The following is a 21165-nucleotide window of genomic DNA, read 5'->3' as shown; positions in this document are numbered from 1 at the left end:
AATTGTTTTGGTTATGAACTGATGAAGCGGGTTGATGCGTATTAATGATTTATTTAAACAATATGCGTAACAACTATTATTTAAATATAAATCCCGTCAGAAAGATAGATCCTGCCGGTTCCGTCTTCGCAGCCTTTAAGTGCTTCTCTTAAGCTCATCTCTTGTTCAGGGCTTGAGTCATGTACTCTGTTTTTCACCTCTTGTCTGGCCCTGTCGGATGAACCCACGGATTTAAAAAATCGATCGTAGTTATCTTCATTGGCCAGAAAACAGCGGGCGAATCGGCCAATTCCTTCATACAGATTGAATGTGGTCTGCGATAAAAAGTGCCTGACTACACGTCCTTCACTAAGGCTGATATTAATTTTGCTAAAATTGCCCGGGCGAGAAGGGGGGAGTCCTGGAAGAATTTGCAGATCGACGCCATTTTTACGGAAAAATATATTGGCAGTTTGTGTCTTATTGCAATGGGTGGCAGCGATTCGATACTGCTTTGATACCGGTTTAAGCGGAGTCCATCCCGTTTTCCTAAGCTGTATCATCATGGCTTCGATAGTCGTGAGACCAACGGTAATCTCCGCAATATCAGGCTTGTACTCCGGGCTGAGTTTTCGGGTTGCGGCTTCTGACAACTTACACTCGATGCGCCCCTTACAGTCCCAGTTTAAATAGGCCATCCTCACGACCGTGGCTGACTTAAGTATTGAGTTTGCCAGCCGGATAACGACCTCTTCGCCAGGTTTGATATCCGTTCGATAACACTCCACCGGATAATCCAGATCAGATTCTGCAAATCTAACGAACGCAATCAGATAACTCATGATATACCCGCCACACTTCAAGTTGCCTGGGGGTTATTCCAGCAAGGCCCAACGTTGCATCTAGTTTGCCACATTAATAGCTGGTCTGAATATAATATCTCTGTACTCGGTAACAAGTCTGAGGGTATGGCTCGGGTGCTGAAGAGGACCGAGTGATGTCGCAAATGGAATTGAATTATATCAATAGACCCGCTGATTTTACGTGGAAACGCCTCAGTGTTCTTCTTTCTGAGGAATAATCGGGTCAATATGCAACATAATATTCAGCACATCGTGGTCTTTCAGCACCTGCTTTCTGACGGCAACGGCAATATCATGGCCTTGTTTTACTGACAACGAGCCGTTCACTTCCAGGTGAGCATCAACCAGAATAAGGTCACCCGCTTTACGGGTTTTCACATCATGTAATCCATCGACGCCTTCCACTGCGAGGATCGTATTTTTAATCTCTTGTTCGGTCTCGGTATCGGCAGAGCGGTCCATTAAGTCATTTAGCGCTTCGGCGGTGAAACGGTAGCCCATCAGCGCAATCATCACACCAACAATCATCGCAGCTATTGGGTCAAACCAGGTGAATCCCGCCAGGTTACCAATAATACCGGCTGCTACAACCACTGAGGAAGCGGCGTCTGAACGGGCATGCCAGGCGTTAGCAATCAGCATCGAAGACTGTACGCGTTTGGCTACTTTTAACATATAGCGAAACAGAATTTCTTTAATGAAGATGGCGCCTAAGGCAACCCACAGTGCAACCATATGGACTTCAGGTATTGTTTCCGGATGCCATAATTTGCCCATTGCCGACCACAGCATACCGGCCCCGACCAGGCAAAGTATCGCGCCAATAATCAGTGAGGCGCCATTTTCATAGCGCCAGTGACCATAATGATGGTCATTGTCACAAGGCTTACGACTTTTTTTATTGGCAACCAGTACGACAAAGTCAGCGATTAAATCTGAAAAGGAATGCATCCCGTCAGCAATAAGCCCCTGAGATCCAGAGAATACGCCAGTGATAACCTGGAAGCAGGATAAAAAAAGATTCACTACCACGCTCACTAAAGTACTGTTGCGAGCAGCACGAGAACGCTCATGATATTTATTATCATTTTCTATATTTATACTTGTCATTACTGATACTCTTCAGATTAAAATATTACAACCCGGTAATAATAACCGATGAATATCTATTAGGCTAACTTTTTATGGTGTTTTGGTTAATATGCATTGTGGTATTTTTTGTGAATAATAATGATTCTTAATAACTAGTTTTATTAATTTGATAAGTTGTGCTTGTGATATTCAATATAATTAACTTGAGGGGTTGTTAATTAATATTTTTATTTCATCATCAGAATTAATATTTGATGAGGATAAATATGTTTTATCGAAGATAGCGGGTAGTTCGTTCTCTTATAACGTTATCTTTGCTGAGGAAACGAAAAATTATAATAGTCTGGGATTACTAATCTGTCTCGCTGCGACTAACTCATTGTTTGTTAGAAATACTGACTAAACAGAGGGTTGTAAATAGCCCTTTATCGTACTGCATAGATAAAAATAACGCTTTCTTTAGCAATTTAAAGCATTTGTAGATTACAAAAATAGCAGATAATTTTTTCACAGAACAACGTGGAGTCTCTGTTATGTCTGGTAAAAAAAAGCCGTTAATACTTTCTTTAATGCATTATCCTACAGGCCATCATGTCGCCGCATGGCGCGATCCTGCTACTTCACCTGAAGCGAATATTACGCTTTCTCATTATATTGACTCCGCGCGCGCAGCCGAAGCTGCGGGTTTTGATATTGCTTTTTTTCCGGACAGACTCGGTATTCCTGAAGGCCCCCTTGAAGCGACACGTCGTGTTGATGAGTGGTCCCATGGTTTTGAAGCTTTAACTCTGGCTACCGCAGTGGCCGCTTCAACAGAACGAATCGGAATAGTTGCCACTGCCAGTACGACTTTTAATGAACCTTATTTACTGGCTCGCCAGCTCGCATCTATTGATCTTATTAGTGGCGGGAGAGTGGGCTGGAATATCGTCACCTCATCGCTTTCCAGTGAAGCCACTAATTTTAATGCCACCGAGTTTCGTCATGATGCCCGCTATGAACGTGCTGAAGAGTTTATTCAGGCAGCGCTGAAATTATGGCAGAGCTGGGATCCTAAACGTTTTCCGCGTGATAAAGAGAGTGGCGTATTTTTTGAAGCGGATGCCCTGCGTCCCGCTGAATTTCAGGGTAAATATTTTCGTAGCTTAGGGGCGCTGAACGTCTTCCCGTCTCCGCAAGGTCACCCAGTCCTGGTTCAGGCTGGAGCATCCAGTGCCGGACGCGATTTGGCGGCACGTTACGCAAGCCTGGTCTTTACCGCAGCCCCGGATCTTTCTATTGCCCAGGCATATCGCAGTGATTTACTGGCCAGGCGTGAAAAAGCGGGTCGTCATGCGGACCCCTTGCTTGTATTGCCGGGGATTTTCCCGGTGATTGGCAGTACCGAGGCTGAAGCAAAAGCCAAATTTGAGGCACTGCAAGAACGCGTTTCTCCTCAGGTTGCTCTGGCATTGCTTGGAAGCTATCTGGGGGATATTGATTTAAGTGATGTTGACCCGGATGGTCCGTTACCTGAATTACCGCCATCTAATTCGATTGCCAGTCGGCAAACGTTGCTCCAGGAACTGGCGGAGCGCGAGAACCTGAACGTTTTACAACTGGCTCGCCGCATTGCCGGGGCAAGGGGCCACTGGCAGATAGCCGGAACGCCTGAACACATCGCCGATCGGATGGTTGAATGGTATGAGCGAGGAGGGGCCGATGGTTTTATGTTATTACCTCCAACCCTACCTGAAGGTTTAGATCTTTTTATCTCTGAAGTGGTGCCTTTACTACGTAAACGCGGGTTACTTAATCCGCTTGATTTCCAGGGGACGTTACATCAGCGCCTGGGTCTTCCACATCCTGTTAATACTCTCTAATTCTGGTGCGAAGGAACATATTATGACCCATTTACCACAACGACTGATGACTGCCCTGGCTATTTTTGTTGCCGCTCCCGTCCTGGCTGAACCCGTGACGATTGCCGATGCTGGCTATGCAACCCAGCAAGGATCGGCCTTTATTGTAAAAACATTGCTGGAACAACAGCTCGGGACAGAAACGAAAATTGTTCCGGCGACCTCAGTGCCGGTTATCTGGGAAGCCCTGAACCGTAATAAAGGGGAAATTGACGTCTGGACTGATGTCTGGCTCCCTAACCAGCAAGGGCTGGTCAGCCAGTATACGGGTAACGGCAAAAACGTGACCTTAACGGCAAATTCCTACTTGGGAGGCCAGGGTTACTGCACCTTAACCAAGACGGCAGACAAATATGACATTCACTCTGTTTATGACTTGACGGATCCCGAGAAAGCCAAAGTCTTTGCTGCCAAAGGATCCGATCAAGGCCAGATCTGGCTCGGCGCTCCGGGCTGGCTTTCTACTAACTATGAAGAGATCCGCGCCCGTGATTACGGTTTTGCTCCTTTCTTTAATTTAGTCCGTTCTGATGAAGCGGTAGCGACAGCCAACCTTGATAACGCAGACAAAACGGATGGAGCCTGGATAGGCTACTGCTACTCACCGCACCAGAACTATGCGCGTTATAAACTGACCAATCTTACCGAACCTGCCCATGACCCAGCGACCTGGGTGACGGTAGAAGGGACTGATCCTCAATGGTTAGCAAAATCAAAAATTGGCTCCGGTTACCAGGATGCGGCTATTCATATCGCCTATACCAAACACTTTGCGGATAACAATCCTCAAGGGGTAAAAATTATCGAAGCTATCGAATTTACCACCCAAGATATCAACGAGCTGGCCTATGCGATAGCGGTTCAGGGGCTGTCGCCTGAGCAGGCAGCACAGCAATGGGTCAGTAAAAATCAGAAACGTGTTGCAGGCTGGCTTGCTAAATCATGATCCAGCTTGAAGGGGTATGGAAGGTGTTTGCTCCTGAACCTGCCAGCGTTATTGAAAAGCTGCGTCATAACCCCTCCGCGTTATTAGCGGCGGGGGAGGTTGCTGCGGTACGTGGTGTGGATTTAACCGTCAATCGTGGCGAGCTACTTTGTATCCTTGGACTGTCGGGGTGTGGTAAATCGACGCTTCTGCGCATGATAAATCGCTTAATTTCGCCAAGTCATGGGCGAGTGAGTATCTCTGGTGAAGATATTGCCACTCTGAATCCGCCTGCTTTGCGTGCGCTGCGCGCAAAGCGCATCGGCATGGTGTTTCAGAGCCATGCTCTGATAGAGCATATGACGATTCATGAAAATGTGGCTTTGCCACAAGAGATCCTCGGCGTACCGCGCCACAAGAGAGAAGCCCGGGCTGAGGAGCTACTCAGTCGTCTGGGGCTCGGAGGACTGGGACGTCATGGGATCAGTTCACTTTCGGGTGGTATGAAGCAGCGTGTCGGGCTGGCACGAGCCTTAGCGGCAGATCCGGATATTTTGCTAATGGATGAGCCTTTTAGTGCGCTTGATCCCTTAATTCGCGTCGAACTGCAGGATGAGTTTCGTAGTCTTTCGCGTGATTTGGGTAAGACCACCGTCTTTATTACGCATGATGTAGCAGAGGCTTTTCGTATTGCGGACAGAATTGCGGTGATGCGTCTGGGGCAGATTGAACAAATCGCAACACCAGGTGAATTACTGGCGGCTCCCGCTAATGAGTACGTTGCACGTTTTGTCGGGCTGGGTCAGTCGACTTTCCCTTCCAAACAGGAGCAGTAAGAGATGAGTGAACTTTCCAGCGACGATGTGGCGGTGCGTAGTTTTATTGGACCCGGCGCCCGTGTTTATCAGCGCGCATTTGCCCGGATGCAAGATGAAAATCATCGCGGCTTACCCTTCCTGCCGCTGGCAGCATTACTGGGAAGTTTCTGGCTGGGCGCACGCAGGATAAGAGGCTGGTTCTGGCTCTTTCTGACTCTTGAGCTGGTCAGCGTGGTATTGATAGTACTGGCTTTGGGGGGCGGACTGGATCGTACTGAACAGATCAGAGTGAACACCCTGGTGCAACTCGCCGAGCGTCGGGTGAATGAGGCTACTGCTGCCCGGGCACAAGATCCTGACAGCCAAATGACCGCCTCACTGACTCGCTCAGCACAATCCCTGGAACAGGCGGCGAAACAAGCTCAGCATAAACTGGCAGAGACGGGGCCTCGCTTAGGTTTACTGGGGCTGGGACTGGTTATCTTACTGACCAGCCGTATTGGTTTAGGCTTTGGTGCCGTGCCGCTGGTCGCAAGTCAGTTACGCCACGCCCATATTAACGAGCAACTCGGGAATACCGGATTCTCGTGGTTTGCCGCACTTCAGGCGGCCGTTATCTGGTTACTGGTTATTCCGCTGACCTTCTTAAATTTTGCCGGGCTTATTCCCGCGAACGTATTTGATGCTTCAGGCATTCCCGATCTCGTCAGCCGTGCAGCTCTGGTGGTTGATGGTTATATGCTGGGCATCTCATCGGCCTTGAGCCCGATAGCGCAGCAGGTGACCTGGGTGATTGAACGCTTACTGGATGGTCTGGAATTTGCTCTTACCGCTACGCCCTGGCCGGTTATCACGATTGTGATTGTCGCTCTGGCTGCTCAGCGCGCTGGCTGGCTACTGGCTCTGGGCGTTGCCTTAGGGTTAGGTTATTTACTGGCATTTGGCTACTGGATAAAGGCGATGCAAACCGTTGCATTACTGGGCACCGCCTCAATGATTGCTCTGGTGCTGGGGATCCCGATAGGGATTTGGTGTGGCTATAGCCGGAGAACCGCTGCGATTATCCGCCCGATACTGGACTTTATGCAGACGACTCCTGCCTTTGTTTACCTTATTCCGGTGATAGCGCTGTTTGGCATAGGTAAAACGGCTGGTATTGTAGCAACGGTTATTTTCGGTATTGCACCTGTTATCCGGCAGACCTCTTTTGGTATTGCCAGCGTGCCGGAAACCGTGCGCGAAGCGGCACTGGCTTTTGGTGCCGGGCGCTGGTTTATGTTATTCAAAGTCGATTTACCTATTGCCAGGTCGTCGATTATGGCTGGAGTGAGCCAGACTATCCTGATGAGTTTATCGATGGTGGTGATTGCAGCGCTGATTGGTGCTCGTGGTTTAGGGGAAGAAGTGCTATCCGCTTTGCAGTATGCTGCTCAAGGAAAGGGTATTCTGGCCGGATTCGCCATTCTTATCTGTGCGATTATTATTGACAGAATTATTCAGTCCCGGCGTCGCCAGAGCTAGCCTCAATCGCAGATAAGAATAACAAAGGTGGAATAAGAGTCAGGCCAGCAATTGTGACAGAAATATTAAATTTACTTCGCTGGCTGGATTTTTATTCTTCCTTATAGTATTAAAAACACTACTTTTTTTATTCTCAGAGGCAAATTATGACCAACGTCACACTTAATGTGAAAGTTAGCAGTGAATTAAAAGAAAGAATTCGTCTTTATGCTGAAGAGAAACAAGAAACGTTAGGTTCTGTCACTGAAGAATTATTAACTAAAGCGCTGGCTCTGATCTCTGAAGATGGCGAAGCCGTCGAGGAACATGCCGAGGAACACGTTGAAGAAGGCGAAGTTGATAATCAGCATACGGAAGAAAAACGCGTATCTCCTTTAAGTGACCATGAAATCAAATCATTGCGAAAACTTCTGAAGAAGAAAAAGTAAACCAGAGCAAAGATAAATAAAAGCGGTCAATTTGGACCGCTTTTAAACAATATCCGCCTGCATTTAAACAATAATGCTGCGCATTCTTTCTGATGGCTCTTCCATCAGCTGCTGCCAGATAGGTTGTAATCGTTCCAGAGCCTGACACATAGCTGGCGTTTCGAGCGTAAAAGGCAGGCGTAAATAACGTTCAAATGCCCCATCAACGCCAAATCTTGGCCCGGCACCAATCCTGATCCCGGCACTTTCTGCATGCGCTGCAAATACCGTTGCCTGGGCTCTGGGCAGTTCAATCCACCAGGAAAGCCCGCCTTCTGGCTGACTGGTTTTCCAGTCCGGAAAGCGTTCCCCGAGCGCCGCAAAACTGGCATCACGTCTCAGGCGTAACAGATTACGCCGCTGGGGCAAAAAATTATCCGCTTCATTAAGCAGAGTAATGGTTGCCAGCTGCTCCAGTATCGGTGTGCCAAGATCGAAAGTATTACGCACCTGAATCAGTGCATTAATGGTTTTCTTTGATGCTCTTATCCAGCCCACACGCAGTCCACCCCAGAAACTTTTACTCGCCGAACCCAGGGTAATGACATTATCGGCTTTATCGAAAGCGGCCATGGGCGGCGGTGGCGGTTTATCGAACCATAAATCGACCATGGTTTCATCCACAACCAGAGCAGTTCGGCTGGTGGCAGCAACATCACAAATTCGTTGTCGGGTCACCTCGTCCATACAGCGGCCGGTCGGGTTATGAAAATCAGGTAACAAATAAGCAAGACGTGGCGAGGTCTGGGCGATAGTTGCAGCCAGACCTTCTACATCCCATCCGCTGGTCGGTAAACTGACGGCCACCGGGCGGCATGAGGCTCCCCGAATAGTTGCCAGAGCGACGGAGTAAGTCGGATTTTCAATCACCACCCGATCGCCCGGCCCCGTTAACAGACGTAATACCAGCCCCAGCCCACTAAGCGCACCATTGACGATAATAATCTGATCCGCATCTGTTGGCAGACCACGACTGCAGTAGCGCTCTGCAATCACTTCCCGTAACGACAGTAATCCTTGGCTGTTATAGCCGGTTGAACCCAGATGTTCTGGCAGAGCCATGAGTGCAGAGGAATAGGCATGATGAATTTCCGGACCCGCACTCAGTGATGCGCCGGATAAATCCAGAACCGGGGCAATACCGGGAAGCGGTGAAATCGCCGGGTTACCTTCAGGTAACAATGTTATCGAACCTGAACCCTGACGGCTGACCAGATAACCTTGCTCACGCAGTAATGCCAGCGCGGAAGCCAGGGTTGTACGACTGACATTCAGTAAGGTGGAAAGGTCTCTTTCGCCGGGCAGGCGGCAGTCGAGCGGCAACCGGCCATCGAGGATCAGCAGCCGTAGCCCACTGGCGAGCTGCTGATAAACCGGTGTTCTTGAGTTTTCCTGATGCCACTCTCCCAGTAGCCGGGATAACGATGTTGCTCCGATTCTGCGCTGGCTCATAGCAGTCCACTTTTTCATAACTGGATATTAATACTAAATCCATTTTCATTCAGAGTATACATCCAGTGTAAGGCATAAAAGAGAAGGGGATTGATTATGATGGCACGCAGACTAATACAACTTTATATCGGACTGATTTTATATGGCGTTTCAGTCGCGATGTATGTCCGGGCCGATTTAGGGGCTGACCCTTGGAATGTTTTCCACTTAGGCGTGGCGAGAATTTTTTCACTGAACCTCGGTGTCGTAATGATTGGCGTCGGGGCATTGATACTGCTGCTGTGGATCCCACTGCGTACCCGTCCGGGGATAGGGACTATCAGTAATGTTATTGTTTTAGGACTCGCCGCTGATGCGACATTAGCGTTAATGCCACCGGTCGAATCATTAGCGCTCAAAATAGGGTTACTGATCGCGGCACTGATTGTTAATGGCATAGCGACGGGAATGTATATTGGTGCTGGATTAGGCGCCGGGCCACGTGACGGGCTGATGACCGGGATACATGCCCGGACAGGCTGGTCAATACGCAGTATCCGCACCGCAATAGAAGTGACTGTATTATCTGCCGGGTGGTTAATGGGTGGAGCTTTTGGAGTCGGAACCGTATTATATGCCCTGGCTATCGGGCCGTTAATCCAGTTCTTTCTACCCTGGTTCCAGATTGCTGCGACTAAAAAACCGCTCCCTGCTGTAGCTGAAACGGTTGCGGAATAGTGCCGGATTCTTTTGGAATATACCTGTATCATAAGATATTGAATGCTTGATATATTGTGGTGAATCTTTGGTTATTCCTGAGGGTTCTATGCAAGATACTATCAGTTGCACGACGGCCGCACACTGGAACAGCTATCAACTGGCAGCGATTCTGACATCCTGTTTTGAGGGATATCTGACCCCTTTCACCATTCAGGGCGATGTATTTAGCGCCCGCTTTGCTGCTGAAGACGTCAGCCTGAATGATAGCCTGGTCTGGCTTCAGCAGGGTCAGCCCGTTGCCCTTGCTTTAATTGCCCGTCGCGGGCAAACCAGCCGGCTTGCTGCCTTTGCTATTCGCCCTGCGCTGCGTGGGCAAGGGTTAGGTAAATATTGTATTCAGCAATTGATCGATGCTGCACGTGAGCGGGGTGATAAAACCCTGTCTCTTGAGGTTATTGTCGGAAATGAGAGCGGTATTGCTCTCTATCAGAGAATGGGATTTACCCTGCAGCAATCGCTTATTGGTTTTCATGCCCCGTTACTTCCGACGGCTCCATCAGCTGGCGAATTAACAGAAATAGATCCCCTGTATATGGCTCGTAAAATGATGGTCGACCCTCATCATCATTTGCCCTGGTTAACTGCGGCTGAAACGCTATATAAACTACCGGGCAAAGCCTATGCGCTCAATGACGTTGCTTATGGCATGGTTATTCCCGGAGAGCCCACAAAATTACGCATGCTCTATGTGGAACCCGAGGCGCGTGGACGGGGAGAGGCAAAAGCATTGCTGATGCTATTACGTGAAAAATTTGGCTACTTATCCACGGCGGTTGCCATTCCTGAATCGTTATCGCCTCTGTTTCTCACTTGCGGTTTTATTGAAGAGCCGATAAAGCAATATGAAATGAGCCAGCGGTTGTTACCCTGAGCAACAGACAAAAAAATACCTGCTTATTAAGCAGGTATTTTTGCTGTTAGCCTGGGCTCAAGACCCAGGCAGACCAGAAATTAGAGAACGCCCTGGGCCAGCATGGCATCAGCAACTTTAACGAAGCCCGCGATGTTCGCGCCACGTACGTATTGAGTTTGCTTACCTTCACCGCCGTATTCCACACAAGAGTGGTGAATATCCAGCATGATGTGTTGCAGACGGCTGTCCACTTCTTCTGCTTTCCAGCTAAAGCGTGCCGCATTCTGAGCCATTTCCAGACCTGAAGTTGCAACACCACCGGCGTTAGCTGCTTTACCTGGCGCAAACAATACACCTGCTTCAATGAACAGATCGGTTGCTGCGATAGTGGTTGGCATGTTGGCGCCTTCTGCAACCGCTTTAACGCCGTTAGCAATCAGTGCGCGAGCGGCTTCTACATCCAGCTCATTCTGAGTTGCACATGGCAGAGCGATATCCACCGGTACACCCCATGGCTGCTGGCCTTCAAGGTAAGTCAGGCCAAACTCACGAGCGTAATCAGACAGACGGCCGTCACGGCTTGCTTTAATTTCACACAGACGCGCTAATTTCTCGGTAGTGAAGCCAGCTTCATCAACCACAGTACCGTTGGAGTCAGATGCAGTGATAACGCGTGCACCCAGTGCCATTGCTTTTTCGATAGCATACTGAGCAACGTTACCTGAACCAGATACCGAAACACGCATACCTTCGAAACCAAGACCGTGGCGCTTCAGCATGGCATCGGTGAAGTAAACCAGACCATAACCGGTAGCTTCCGGACGGATCAGGCTGCCACCAAATGACAGACCCTTACCGGTGAACACACAAGCGGTATTGTTGGACAGTTTTTTCATCATGCCAGCCATATAGCCGACTTCACGACCGCCCACACCGATGTCACCCGCTGGAACGTCAGTATCCGGACCTAAGTGACGATACAATTCCAGCATTAATGACTGGCAGAAGCGCATGATTTCGCCTTCGCTTTTGCCTTTTGGATTGAAATCGCTTCCGCCTTTACCGCCACCCATAGGCAGGGTTGTCAGAGCATTCTTGAAAGTTTGCTCGAAGCCCAGGAACTTAAGGATTGACAGGTTAACAGAAGGGTGGAAACGCATACCGCCTTTGAATGGACCGATCGCTGAGTTGAACTGTACGCGGAAGGCACGGTTAACCTGGACCTGATTCTTGTCATCAACCCATGGTACACGGAACTGAATTACACGCTCAGGTTCCACCAGACGCTCAAGCAGGCTCTGCTGGCGATATTGTGGATTGTTTTCCAGGAAAGGCCACAGTGTGGTCATTACCTCTCGAACGGCTTGAGCAAACTCAACCTGATGTGGATCACGTGATTGAACGGAGGATAAAAAATCTTCGAGAGTTAACAACTGCGGCATACTAATTAATTCCTCTGATAAACGGACGATTATGTGCAATCAATTTCTGTATTTGTGATTTGACTATAACATTTTCTGATAAATGGACATCAAGCAGTTTTTTTACTCGAAAGAAAAAAATGAACTGGCGGGGAGAGATTATCCTTTTCAAACACCAATAACAGCCCGTAATGACCGCAATAACATCAAAAAATAAGGTAGTATTTCCAGAACGCTACCGCTGCGATTAAATCAAATAGTGAGTGGGTTATCAATGCAAAGTCTTGTGCCACAAGGGTCTTACGGGGTTACGGTGCAGAGTTATAGTCTGCTTTTTTTAATTTCAATGGGATCTAGTGCTGATTAATTTATCAAATGCTATTTATTATCTTACCGTGCACGGTTATGGATCCGCTTTCATATTTTTTATTACTTTGCTGTTTAACGCTACGGGCTATCCTGACTTTTTGCCCGTCATTATTATGCTTTATTGATTTTATGTGAGATATAATTTTACCTTTTAGGGTTAAAACCATTTATATGTTCTGATTTTTAAAGTCTACTCTGCCATATTATAGGGTGAGTGTTGATTTGAATAAGTTGATTAACAATATTACTTACTCATTAGCAGAGATTAGTGTTTATGATGGGTGGTGTTAATAAATTGTTACTTCGCGAGGTTGTTACGCAGGGTCATATGAAAAACTTATGCTGCTCCTGGTTGGTCTCATACGAAAAACTTATGTTAGTTATCGTTTGTGACAATCTTTAGCGTAATAAACACGCCTGGCACTCATATACATTTAAATGAGATGTGGGTCACATTTATATCTCTGAGGTAAAATTCCAGTTGTATGATATTAATGAGTGTGATTGTATCAATAACGACTTTTAATAAAGATTCAGGAAACCTATGACCACTCAACGTTACACTTCTCGACTACTACTTACCGCGCTACCAGCCGCGGTAGTCGTCGTGCGTGTGGTGGTGGTCGTCGGCAACGCGCCGTAGGGACTGAATCAACGCATCGATTCCAAACCCCGCCGGCGCAAACCGGGCGGGGTTTCTTGTTTAAGCCTGCCCAGTAAGTCAGCCGACGAATAATAAGAAGGACTGGAGCATGGCAATTTCGGATACACCCACACAACGCATAACTGGTGCACAGCTGATCGTAAAATTGCTGGAGCATCATGGTATCTCTACCGTCAGCGGTATTCCGGGTGGTACTGTTCTCCCGCTTTACAACGCTCTCAGCCAAAGTCGTACTATTCGTCATATTCTGGCGCGTCATGAACAAGGCGCGGGCTTTATGGCTCAAGGAATGGCGCGTACCAGTGGTAAAGCTGCGGTTTGTATCGCGTGTAGCGGACCGGGGGCAACCAACCTTGTTACTGCTATTGCCGACGCCCGCCTTGATTCTATTCCACTGATTTGTATTACTGGCCAGGTTCCAACCGCGATGATTGGAACGGATGCTTTCCAGGAAGTGGATACCTACGGCATTTCAATTCCTATTACTAAACACAACTATCTGGTACGTGATATCAGTGAACTGCCGCAGGTCTTTGCCGATGCCTTCCGTATTGCTCAGTCCGGGCGGCCAGGACCGGTATGGATTGATATTCCCAAAGATGTTCAAACGGCTGAAATTGACATCAGTGAACTTCCCGCTATTGCTGAAATAAAGGCTCCGGTAGCTGCTGAAAGTCAGGCTATTGCTGCCGCTGCTGCTTTGATTAACCAGGCTAAACGTCCGGTATTGTATCTCGGCGGCGGAATCATCAGCGCCGGAGCGGCAGAGCAAGCCCGTGCTCTGGCTGAACAGGCAAACCTACCGACCACTATGACACTGATGGCGCTCGGAACTTTGCCAGCGAATCATCCATTATCCTTAGGTATGCTGGGGATGCATGGGGCACGCAGTACCAACTTTATTCTTCAGGAAGCTGACTTACTGATTGTTCTGGGGGCGCGCTTTGATGACCGGGCGATTGGTAAAACAGAAGCTTTTTGTCCGAATGCGAAGATAATCCACGTCGATATTGACCGCGCTGAATTAGGCAAAATTAAACAGGCTAATATTGCCATCCAGGGTGATGTCAGCGAAGTATTAAGCCAACTGACGCCGCACATTGAAGCACAACCCCGTACCGAATGGCGTCAGACAGTCAGTGGTTTACAGCGTGAATTCCCGTTTGCGATGCCGGGAGCGGATAATCCATTAATGCCTTACGGTCTGATCCGTGCCGCAGCTGCCTGCGTTGATGACCAGGCGATTATCACGACAGACGTTGGACAGCATCAGATGTGGGTGGCACAGGCTTATCCCCTGAATCGTCCTCGTCAGTGGCTGACCTCGGGGGGGCTGGGGACGATGGGCTTTGGTTTACCTGCTGCGGTCGGTGCCGCCCTGGCAAATCCTGCGCATAAAGTCTTATGTTTTACCGGCGATGGTAGCCTGATGATGAATATTCAGGAGATGGCGACAGCGGCAGAAAATCAGCTGGATGTGAAGATTATCCTGATGGACAACCAGGCATTAGGTTTGGTGCATCAGCAGCAAACGCTGTTTTATCAGCAAAATGTCTTTGCGGCCACCTATCCGGGAACGATTGATTTTCTGACCATCGCACGTGGATTCGGTCTGGCAACCTGCGACTTAAACGCTGCAGCTGACCCGTTTGCTGCCTTGCAGGAAGCCATTTCGCGTCCGGGGCCTTGTCTTATTCATGTACGTATTGATACTAACGAGAAAGTTTATCCGATGGTGCCACCAGGCGCTGCCAATATTGAGATGATTGGAGAGTAATTATGCAGCTATCAACCGTTGTTCTGGAACTTACGGTGCGTAACCATCCGGGCGTGATGTCTCATATTTGCGGTCTGTTTGCCCGCCGGGCATTTAACGTTGAAGGTATTTTGTGTCTGCCGCTCAACGATGAGCTACACAGTCGAATCTGGCTACAGGTTGCGGATGATAAGCGACTTGAGCAGATGATAAGTCAGGTCGAGAAGCTTGAAGATGTGGTTAAGCTGATTCGTCATGCTGGCGATCCGGGGATATTTACTCGCTTGAATACGCTGATTCAGTAGCTATCGTTTTTGGTCTTGCGCTTCCCCCGTTAATAAGGGAAGCGTGGGTCAGAAATAGTTTTATTAACGCAGATGAATTCCCTCACGTACCAGTAAATCAGCCGTGATATCCGCAATCGACTTCGCTCCGGTCAGCGTCATGGCGACACGCATCTCTTTCTCAATCAGATTCAGTAAATGGGTTACTCCCGCTCCGCCGTGGGTTGCCAGAGCATAGATAAACGCGCGTCCCAGTAATACACTATCCGCGCCGAGGGCTATCATTCTTACAACATCCAGCCCATTACGAATGCCGCTGTCGGCCAGAATCGCGATTTCACCTTTCACCGCATCAGCAATAGCAGGCAATGCACGGGCAGAAGAGAGCACCCCGTCTAACTGACGGCCTCCGTGGTTAGAAACCACAATGCCATCGGCACCAAAGCGAACCGCATCCCGGGCATCGTCGGCATCGAGAATACCTTTAATCACCATCGGACCTTCCCAGAACTCACGGATCCACTCTAAATCGCTCCAGGAAATGGAGGGATCAAAGTTGTTTGCCAGCCAGCCGATATAATCTTCCAGTCCGGTAGGTTTACCGAGATAGGTCGAGATATTGCCCAAATCGTGAGGACGACCATGAAGCCCGACATCCCAGGCCCACTGAGGATGAGTGACGGCTTGCAGGTAACGACGCATGGCTGCATTTGGCCCGCTCATACCTGAGTGGGCATCACGGTAACGCGCTCCAGGGGTCGGCATATCGACGGTAAAAACCAGCGTTGAACAGCCCGCCGCTTTCGCGCGCTCCAGCGCATTACGCATAAAGCCCCGGTCTTTCAGAACATAAAGCTGAAACCACATAGGTCTGCTGATAGCGGGGGCAACTTCTTCGATAGGGCAGACTGATACGGTCGACAGCGTAAAAGGAATACCTTTTGCCGCTGCAGCCTGTGCGGCCTGAACTTCACCGCGTCTGGCATACATACCGCAGAGCCCTACCGGCGCTAACGCGACTGGCATCGACAGTTTTTCATTAAACAGCGTCGTTTCAAGGCTCAGTTCCGACATGTTTTTCAGCACGCGTTGTTTCAGTGCCACATCTGCCAGATCCTCAACGTTGCGGCGCAGGGTATGTTCTGCATAGGCACCGCCATCAAGATAGTGAAACAAAAAGGGGGGCAGAATGCGTTTAGCGGCGGCACGGTAGTCGGTTGCTGCAGAAATAATCATGACTTCTTTTCCCTTGTAACTGAATTATTGTCATCCGGCAGGCGGGTTAAGCGTGACTGTCGGGCTCTGTCTTCTTGTTCGGTTTTGTGAGTGGAATGCACAAAACCTAAATGTAATTGGGCAGCTTGCTTTGCACGCTCAGGATCTGCGGCAAGAATGGCCTGGAGTAACTCATGGTGTTGCTCGGTAAGCTGGGCAAAAATTGCCGGGGTGATATACATATGCTGTCTGCTATGCCGCACAGAGGATTGCAGTAAATCGAAAAAACCGCGCATCGTCTGGAGCAGTACCAGGTTATGTGAGGCCTCAGCAATTGCCAGATGAAACCGGACATCAGCCTGGGCGGCGAGAGCGGGGTCATCACTTTCTTTAAATTTCAGCGTGGCATCAAAGCAGGCAATCAACTTCTCTTTATCTTCCGGGGTCGCTCTTAATGCGGCATACCATGCGGTACTGGCCTCAATAGTATGACGGGCCTCAATGATATCCAGCCGATAACTGGGATCTTCTTCTACCAGCGTTTTAAGCGGTTGCACCAGACGCTGTTCTGACCAGGGCTGCTTTTCATAGCAGAGGTAGGTTCCGCCCCCACGACGACTGACCAGCACACCTTCTCCCACCAGTTTCTGAATTGCCTCCCGTAAGATAGATCGCGAACAAGCCAGTTCACTGGCGAGCATGCGTTCAGCGGGTAAGCGCATGCCTGCTTCCAGTCCCTGCTTTTGTATCAGCTCTTTTATAAGCAGTACTATTTTGTCAGTCAGACGGGGTTCACGATGATTCATTAATTAATCCAGGCTGGTTTTCCACGAATAAGTAAAAAATTGGTAGGACCGAAGTGCTCTGCTGCTAAAAAGATACCTGATGGTTATCGTTATGTTAATCAAAGGCAATGCTGTGGGGGGAGTTTTTCAGTAATCTGGCGCAGGGCACACAGTTTTAAAGGAATTGGTAGGACCATGTGGTGGGGGAGGCGGTATCCCGGGCTTGCCCGGGAGCCATCAGTAACGAATCTGCTACAAACGTTGAATTGAAAACCAGCGGCGCCAGATAAAGCGAATAACAAAATACTCAATAGTGCCCAGCGCTAGAAACCAGACACAAAAGATAAGGATATACAGCTGATTCATATCAAGCAGATGTAAGGTTTCGACCAGCTGTTGAGCCAGCGTCACGGTTAACGCCGGGGCCGGGAGTAGTAAACAAGAGAGAAAGGCCAGCAGTAAAATACCGCCCGCGCTCACCAGCGCCTGATAAGAGTTATCCATGTGATATTGACCCGAGACTGAAAATGCTATTGTCGGGGAAAGTCAGGGATTGTGCAAACCTGCGTCATATCATTATGCTAGCTTAGAGCGACGGCAGTAGGTTTAACAGTGGGGCATAGTCCTATGGGGCGATAGACTGACTGAACTTGATTATTTGCCTGGTGTACATGATCCTTACCGAATGGGAGGTTTTTTTATATAAAATATTTTTTCAGACTCTCTCAAAGTGAAGCAACACAGATTTACGATGACATACTAAATGCTGTGAAGAAGTGGCAGAAAATTGCACAACGGCTGGGGATCAGCCGGGCAGAGCAAATAATGAAAAAATGTACGTTTAATGTATAACGCTTTCTTGTTTATATAAATCCGTTTTTTTTGTCAGCTTCTGGGGTGAGTCGGAATATAAGGTTGTTATTTTATCCCATTAGATGAATATCTAAATTTAACGCCGGGTTTGTTGATGCTATTTATCATGTCAGCATCTTTTATTATAGAACCAGGCAGGCGATGATTTTGCCCCATCCCTGTGCCGATCTCTCTTCCCATTCCCATTTCTGTAACTGTTTCAGCTCTGAATTTTTCTAATTTATCTTTCTCTTTTTCAGTGACTTCAAGTGCAAAACACCTTTCGTAGTCTACTTTATCTGTTCTTTTATTCAGTTCTTCGTATATATTTAATATTAAACCTCCATTATGGTTTTTTTCTCCAAGCATTCGGCATAATTCATCATTATTTAGCTCATGTAGTGGGCGCTCAGGAGTTGAGTCGAATATACTGCAGCTTGTTAATACACAAGTGGTCAATATGATGGTTATATATTTCATGATCTTTTTAGGTTTTTCATATTATTGGTGGCGAGATGGTGATTATAATCGTATTAATTTGCAATTCAGGTCAATAGATAGTTCCTGGTGCATATTTTAAATGAGCGTTTTATGAATAATACTTTCTGTAATATTATTTTTTCTGACGGTAAATAATAGTAACAATATCGTATATTACTATATTGTGATTTTTATTCGTAATATGACGGTAATGTTTTACGGTGTTAGAGTTTACTCTCTTGCCAGCGATACAGACGTAACTGGCTGCTTTTCACCGCCAACGCTATGATGAAGCCATGACACAAAAAAACGTATATCAAAAACGAGAGCTACAAAAAGCCAAGCGCCTGGCGCTGGCGCTGCTGCTATTGGCGGCAGCGACCTTTATCATCACGCTATTCCTGCCGGCCAATTTTTGGGTTCGTGGGCTGAAAGCGATTTCTGAAGCGGCCATGATTGGTGCGCTGGCGGACTGGTTTGCGGTATACGCACTCTTTCGCCCGGTGCCGATACCCTTTATTAGCAAGCATACTGCGATTATTCCGCGTAATAAGGAGAAAATAGCGACTAACCTTGGTGTTTTTATTCAGGAAAAGTTTCTCGATACGCAGTCCCTTGTCTCACTGATCCACCGCCATCAGCCAGTCCGGCTGCTGGGAATATGGTTGAATAAGCCTGAAAACGCTCGCCTGCTGGGAAAATACTTACTGAACATCATGGGAACCTTTCTGGAGCTCGCGGATGATACGCGGATCCAAAAACTTATCCGTCGTGGGGTACATAAGGCGATTGATAATGTCGACTTGAGTCACTCGGGAGCCATCCTGCTAGAGAGTATGACGAAGAATAATCGTCACCAGGCATTGCTTGAGGCGCTGATTGGACAGTTGCTCGGGTTATTAAAAAAACCGAGTAGCCGGGAGTTTATTGCCGGTCAGATAACTGGCTGGTTGAATACCGAACACCCGCGTAAAGCGAAGCTGTTGCCTACGGAATGGCTGGGAGAGCAGAGCGCCGAGTGGGTCTCGGATGCAGTTAACCGCTTACTCGACGATATTAACCATGATAAACAGCACCAGATTCGTCAGGGATTTGACAGGGCGGTGCAGCGCTTTATTACTGAATTAAAAACCTCTCCGGATCTGATGGCGAAAGCGGACGGTATCAAACGCTATCTGAAAGATGATGAAGCTTTTAATCGCTATCTCGGTGAATTATGGGGGGATTTACGTAGCTGGTTAAAAACGGACTGTGCCAGCGATGATTCTCGAGTACAGCAGCGTATCGCCCTGGCTGGGCAATGGTTTGGTGAAACATTATTAAGTGATAAAGCGCTACAGGCTTCATTGAATGAACATCTGGAACTGGCCGTGCGGCGCATGACGCCCGATTTTGCCGCTTTTATCACGCGTCATATTAGCGATACGGTGAATAGCTGGGACAGTAAAGAGCTGGCCGACCAAATTGAATTCAATATTGGTAAAGACCTGCAATTTATCCGTATCAACGGCACCCTGGTGGGGGGAACGATAGGTCTGGTGCTCTATTTGCTATCACAGTTGCCCGGGCTGATGGAGAGCTGGGGACTATTGATACCCTGGTAATGAACGGCAATGAAGGCTTTAGTGATGGGCGTTTGTTACAACGCCCAATTAAGCCATCGACGTTTACAACGGTGCTCTGTCAATCAACGATAAAGCCTCATTTACCGCGAATATTTTGCCATCTACCGGTGAAATACCAAAACTTTTCAGCCGCTCAGTGTGCATTTCCAGATAGGCCTGAGCGGCCTCGCGGGTACTGAACAGATAAATTCCTCCGGCTTCATTATCCGCTTTATTTTCTGTCCATATCTTCCAGATAAGACCAGGCTCACTGGCAATGGAAACGGCCAGACCTTCCATCGCCTGTGTCATTTCATCGCCCCATGGGCCAGCGTAAGGGAAATCAACTTGCAGGATATAGCTCATAGAACCTCGATATTGATGGGCTAACTATCAGGAAAACGTTCTGAATATCAGCGGTCAATCTGACTGATAATCGCCAGCCTGGCACGGTAACCATTGCGCACATGTTCACAGGCCGCATCCTGAGCGGCCTGACTATCCCGGCGGGCCAGCGCATCGACTATTGCCTGATGTTCCTGTTTGGCTTCTTCCGTGCGGTCAGGGAGTGCATAAGTGGTGCCTTGCAGTAATGACAGGTGAATACGCAAGTTATCCAGCATTTCATTCAGATACGGGTTATGTGCTGAACGATAAATCTGCCGATGAAACAGACGATTATGGTCGTGCAGGGCTTTACTGTCAGTCAGCGTTTTTTCACTGTTTACCATATCCTGCAACAGCGCTATTTCTTCATCTGAGGCGGCGGAAACGACTAGCTGAACGGCCATTTTTTCCAGCCCTTCGCGCACCGCAAAAAGCTGACGTAATTTTTCATAGCTGATGCTGGCAACAATTAAGCCCCGTTTGGTGCCGGGTTCTGCCAGGCCAAGAGTTTCAAGACGATGCAATGCTTCCCGAATCGGGGTGCGACTGATACCAAACTTTTCTGCCAGCCTTATCTCCTGCAACCGTTCTCCAGGTAACAGCTCCCCCCGTTCAATAGCAGCGATCAATATTTCAAAAGGGGTTTGAACCACAGCAGCGGTGGAGGATTTTAAATTCATGTTTTTCTTATTAACCGTCAGGTTTTGGAGTGATAACC

General features: G+C 48.2%; 21 protein-coding genes. 11 read left to right on the top strand and 10 right to left on the bottom strand.

What is annotated here, in order from left to right:
* Positions 1 to 80 precede the first annotated feature (80 nt).
* Positions 81 to 821, bottom strand: a complete 741-nt coding sequence (locus tag M2387_RS14155; protein WP_259050298.1) for a hypothetical protein — start codon at positions 819 to 821, stop codon at positions 81 to 83.
* A gap of 213 nt (positions 822 to 1034) precedes the next feature.
* Positions 1035 to 1952: a cation diffusion facilitator family transporter gene (locus tag M2387_RS14150; RefSeq protein ID WP_259050296.1), complete on the bottom strand. Its 918-nt coding sequence runs from the start codon at positions 1950 to 1952 to the stop codon at positions 1035 to 1037.
* A gap of 515 nt (positions 1953 to 2467) precedes the next feature.
* Between M2387_RS14150 and M2387_RS14145 the strand changes: the two genes are divergently transcribed.
* The 5 genes from M2387_RS14145 (at position 2468) to M2387_RS14125 (ending at position 7527) form a co-directional block, all read left to right on the top strand.
* On the top strand, positions 2468 to 3796 hold the full coding sequence (locus M2387_RS14145) for an LLM class flavin-dependent oxidoreductase (RefSeq protein ID WP_259050295.1): 1329 nt from the start codon (positions 2468 to 2470) through the stop codon (positions 3794 to 3796).
* A 22-nt stretch (positions 3797 to 3818) separates the two neighbouring features.
* On the top strand, positions 3819 to 4781 hold the full coding sequence (locus M2387_RS14140; protein ID WP_259050289.1) for a glycine betaine ABC transporter substrate-binding protein: 963 nt from the start codon (positions 3819 to 3821) through the stop codon (positions 4779 to 4781).
* Positions 4778 to 5596, top strand: a complete 819-nt coding sequence (locus tag M2387_RS14135) for an ATP-binding cassette domain-containing protein (RefSeq protein ID WP_259050287.1) — start codon at positions 4778 to 4780, stop codon at positions 5594 to 5596. The genes M2387_RS14140 and M2387_RS14135 overlap by 4 nt, the downstream gene beginning before the upstream one ends.
* Positions 5597 to 5599: 3 nt before the next feature.
* Positions 5600 to 7099, top strand: a complete 1500-nt coding sequence (locus M2387_RS14130; RefSeq protein ID WP_259050285.1) for an ABC transporter permease — start codon at positions 5600 to 5602, stop codon at positions 7097 to 7099.
* A 146-nt stretch (positions 7100 to 7245) separates the two neighbouring features.
* Positions 7246 to 7527 (top strand): hypothetical protein, encoded by a 282-nt coding sequence (locus M2387_RS14125; RefSeq protein ID WP_259050283.1) that lies wholly within the window; start codon positions 7246 to 7248, stop codon positions 7525 to 7527.
* A gap of 63 nt (positions 7528 to 7590) precedes the next feature.
* Here M2387_RS14125 and yczR read toward each other — a convergent pair whose 3' ends face one another.
* Positions 7591 to 9018 (bottom strand): MocR-like transcription factor YczR, encoded by a 1428-nt coding sequence (yczR, locus tag M2387_RS14120; protein WP_259050280.1) that lies wholly within the window; start codon positions 9016 to 9018, stop codon positions 7591 to 7593.
* Between the two features lie 99 nt (positions 9019 to 9117).
* On the opposite strand from yczR, the gene yczE reads away from it, so the two are divergent.
* A complete protein-coding gene (gene yczE / locus M2387_RS14115) occupies positions 9118 to 9735 on the top strand; it encodes a membrane protein YczE (protein ID WP_259050575.1) in 618 nt (205 codons plus the stop codon).
* 88 nt (positions 9736 to 9823) lie between these two features.
* On the top strand, positions 9824 to 10648 hold the full coding sequence (locus tag M2387_RS14110) for a GNAT family N-acetyltransferase (RefSeq protein WP_259050279.1): 825 nt from the start codon (positions 9824 to 9826) through the stop codon (positions 10646 to 10648).
* Positions 10649 to 10728: 80 nt separating this feature from the next.
* Here the strand turns inward: M2387_RS14110 and gdhA are convergent, their stop codons facing one another.
* Positions 10729 to 12072 carry an NADP-specific glutamate dehydrogenase gene (gene gdhA, locus M2387_RS14105; protein ID WP_259050278.1) on the bottom strand — a complete coding sequence of 448 codons (1344 nt, stop codon included), beginning with the start codon at positions 12070 to 12072 and terminating at the stop codon, positions 10729 to 10731.
* Between the two features lie 892 nt (positions 12073 to 12964).
* On the opposite strand from gdhA, the gene ivbL reads away from it, so the two are divergent.
* From ivbL to ilvN, 3 genes are all read left to right on the top strand, one after another.
* Positions 12965 to 13063, top strand: a complete 99-nt coding sequence (gene ivbL / locus M2387_RS14100; RefSeq protein ID WP_259050277.1) for an ilvB operon leader peptide IvbL — start codon at positions 12965 to 12967, stop codon at positions 13061 to 13063.
* A 109-nt stretch (positions 13064 to 13172) separates the two neighbouring features.
* Positions 13173 to 14861 (top strand): acetolactate synthase large subunit, encoded by a 1689-nt coding sequence (ilvB, locus tag M2387_RS14095; RefSeq protein WP_259050276.1) that lies wholly within the window; start codon positions 13173 to 13175, stop codon positions 14859 to 14861.
* 2 nt (positions 14862 to 14863) lie between these two features.
* The gene (gene ilvN, locus M2387_RS14090) at positions 14864 to 15145 is read left to right on the top strand and encodes an acetolactate synthase small subunit (protein WP_259050275.1); all 282 of its coding nucleotides are present in this window, start codon (positions 14864 to 14866) and stop codon (positions 15143 to 15145) included.
* Positions 15146 to 15208: 63 nt separating this feature from the next.
* On the opposite strand, the gene lldD is transcribed toward ilvN, so the two are convergent.
* The 4 genes from lldD to M2387_RS14070 form a co-directional block, all read right to left on the bottom strand.
* Complete coding sequence (gene lldD / locus M2387_RS14085) at positions 15209 to 16360, bottom strand: FMN-dependent L-lactate dehydrogenase LldD (protein WP_259050273.1); 1152 nt, start codon at positions 16358 to 16360, stop codon at positions 15209 to 15211.
* Complete coding sequence (gene lldR, locus M2387_RS14080) at positions 16357 to 17145, bottom strand: transcriptional regulator LldR (protein ID WP_259050271.1); 789 nt, start codon at positions 17143 to 17145, stop codon at positions 16357 to 16359. The genes lldD and lldR overlap by 4 nt, the downstream gene beginning before the upstream one ends.
* Positions 17146 to 17376: 231 nt before the next feature.
* Positions 17377 to 17628, bottom strand: coding sequence for a DUF1158 domain-containing protein (locus M2387_RS14075; protein ID WP_259050269.1), 252 nt, complete (start codon positions 17626 to 17628; stop codon positions 17377 to 17379).
* A gap of 414 nt (positions 17629 to 18042) precedes the next feature.
* Positions 18043 to 18345, bottom strand: coding sequence for a hypothetical protein (locus M2387_RS14070; protein WP_259050268.1), 303 nt, complete (start codon positions 18343 to 18345; stop codon positions 18043 to 18045).
* Positions 18346 to 18752: 407 nt separating this feature from the next.
* On the opposite strand from M2387_RS14070, the gene M2387_RS14065 reads away from it, so the two are divergent.
* Positions 18753 to 20060: a DUF445 domain-containing protein gene (locus M2387_RS14065; protein ID WP_259050267.1), complete on the top strand. Its 1308-nt coding sequence runs from the start codon at positions 18753 to 18755 to the stop codon at positions 20058 to 20060.
* A 63-nt stretch (positions 20061 to 20123) separates the two neighbouring features.
* Here the strand turns inward: M2387_RS14065 and M2387_RS14060 are convergent, their stop codons facing one another.
* Both M2387_RS14060 and M2387_RS14055 read right to left on the bottom strand, forming a co-directional pair.
* Positions 20124 to 20426, bottom strand: a complete 303-nt coding sequence (locus tag M2387_RS14060; protein WP_259050266.1) for a monooxygenase — start codon at positions 20424 to 20426, stop codon at positions 20124 to 20126.
* A 47-nt stretch (positions 20427 to 20473) separates the two neighbouring features.
* Complete coding sequence (locus tag M2387_RS14055) at positions 20474 to 21127, bottom strand: GntR family transcriptional regulator (RefSeq protein ID WP_259050265.1); 654 nt, start codon at positions 21125 to 21127, stop codon at positions 20474 to 20476.
* Between the last annotated feature and the right edge of the window lie 38 nt (positions 21128 to 21165).

Source organism: Klebsiella sp. BIGb0407, assembly GCF_024807845.1.
Classification (GTDB): Bacteria; Pseudomonadota; Gammaproteobacteria; order Enterobacterales; family Enterobacteriaceae; genus JGM124.
This window is presented reverse-complemented; position numbering and strand designations above follow the sequence as displayed.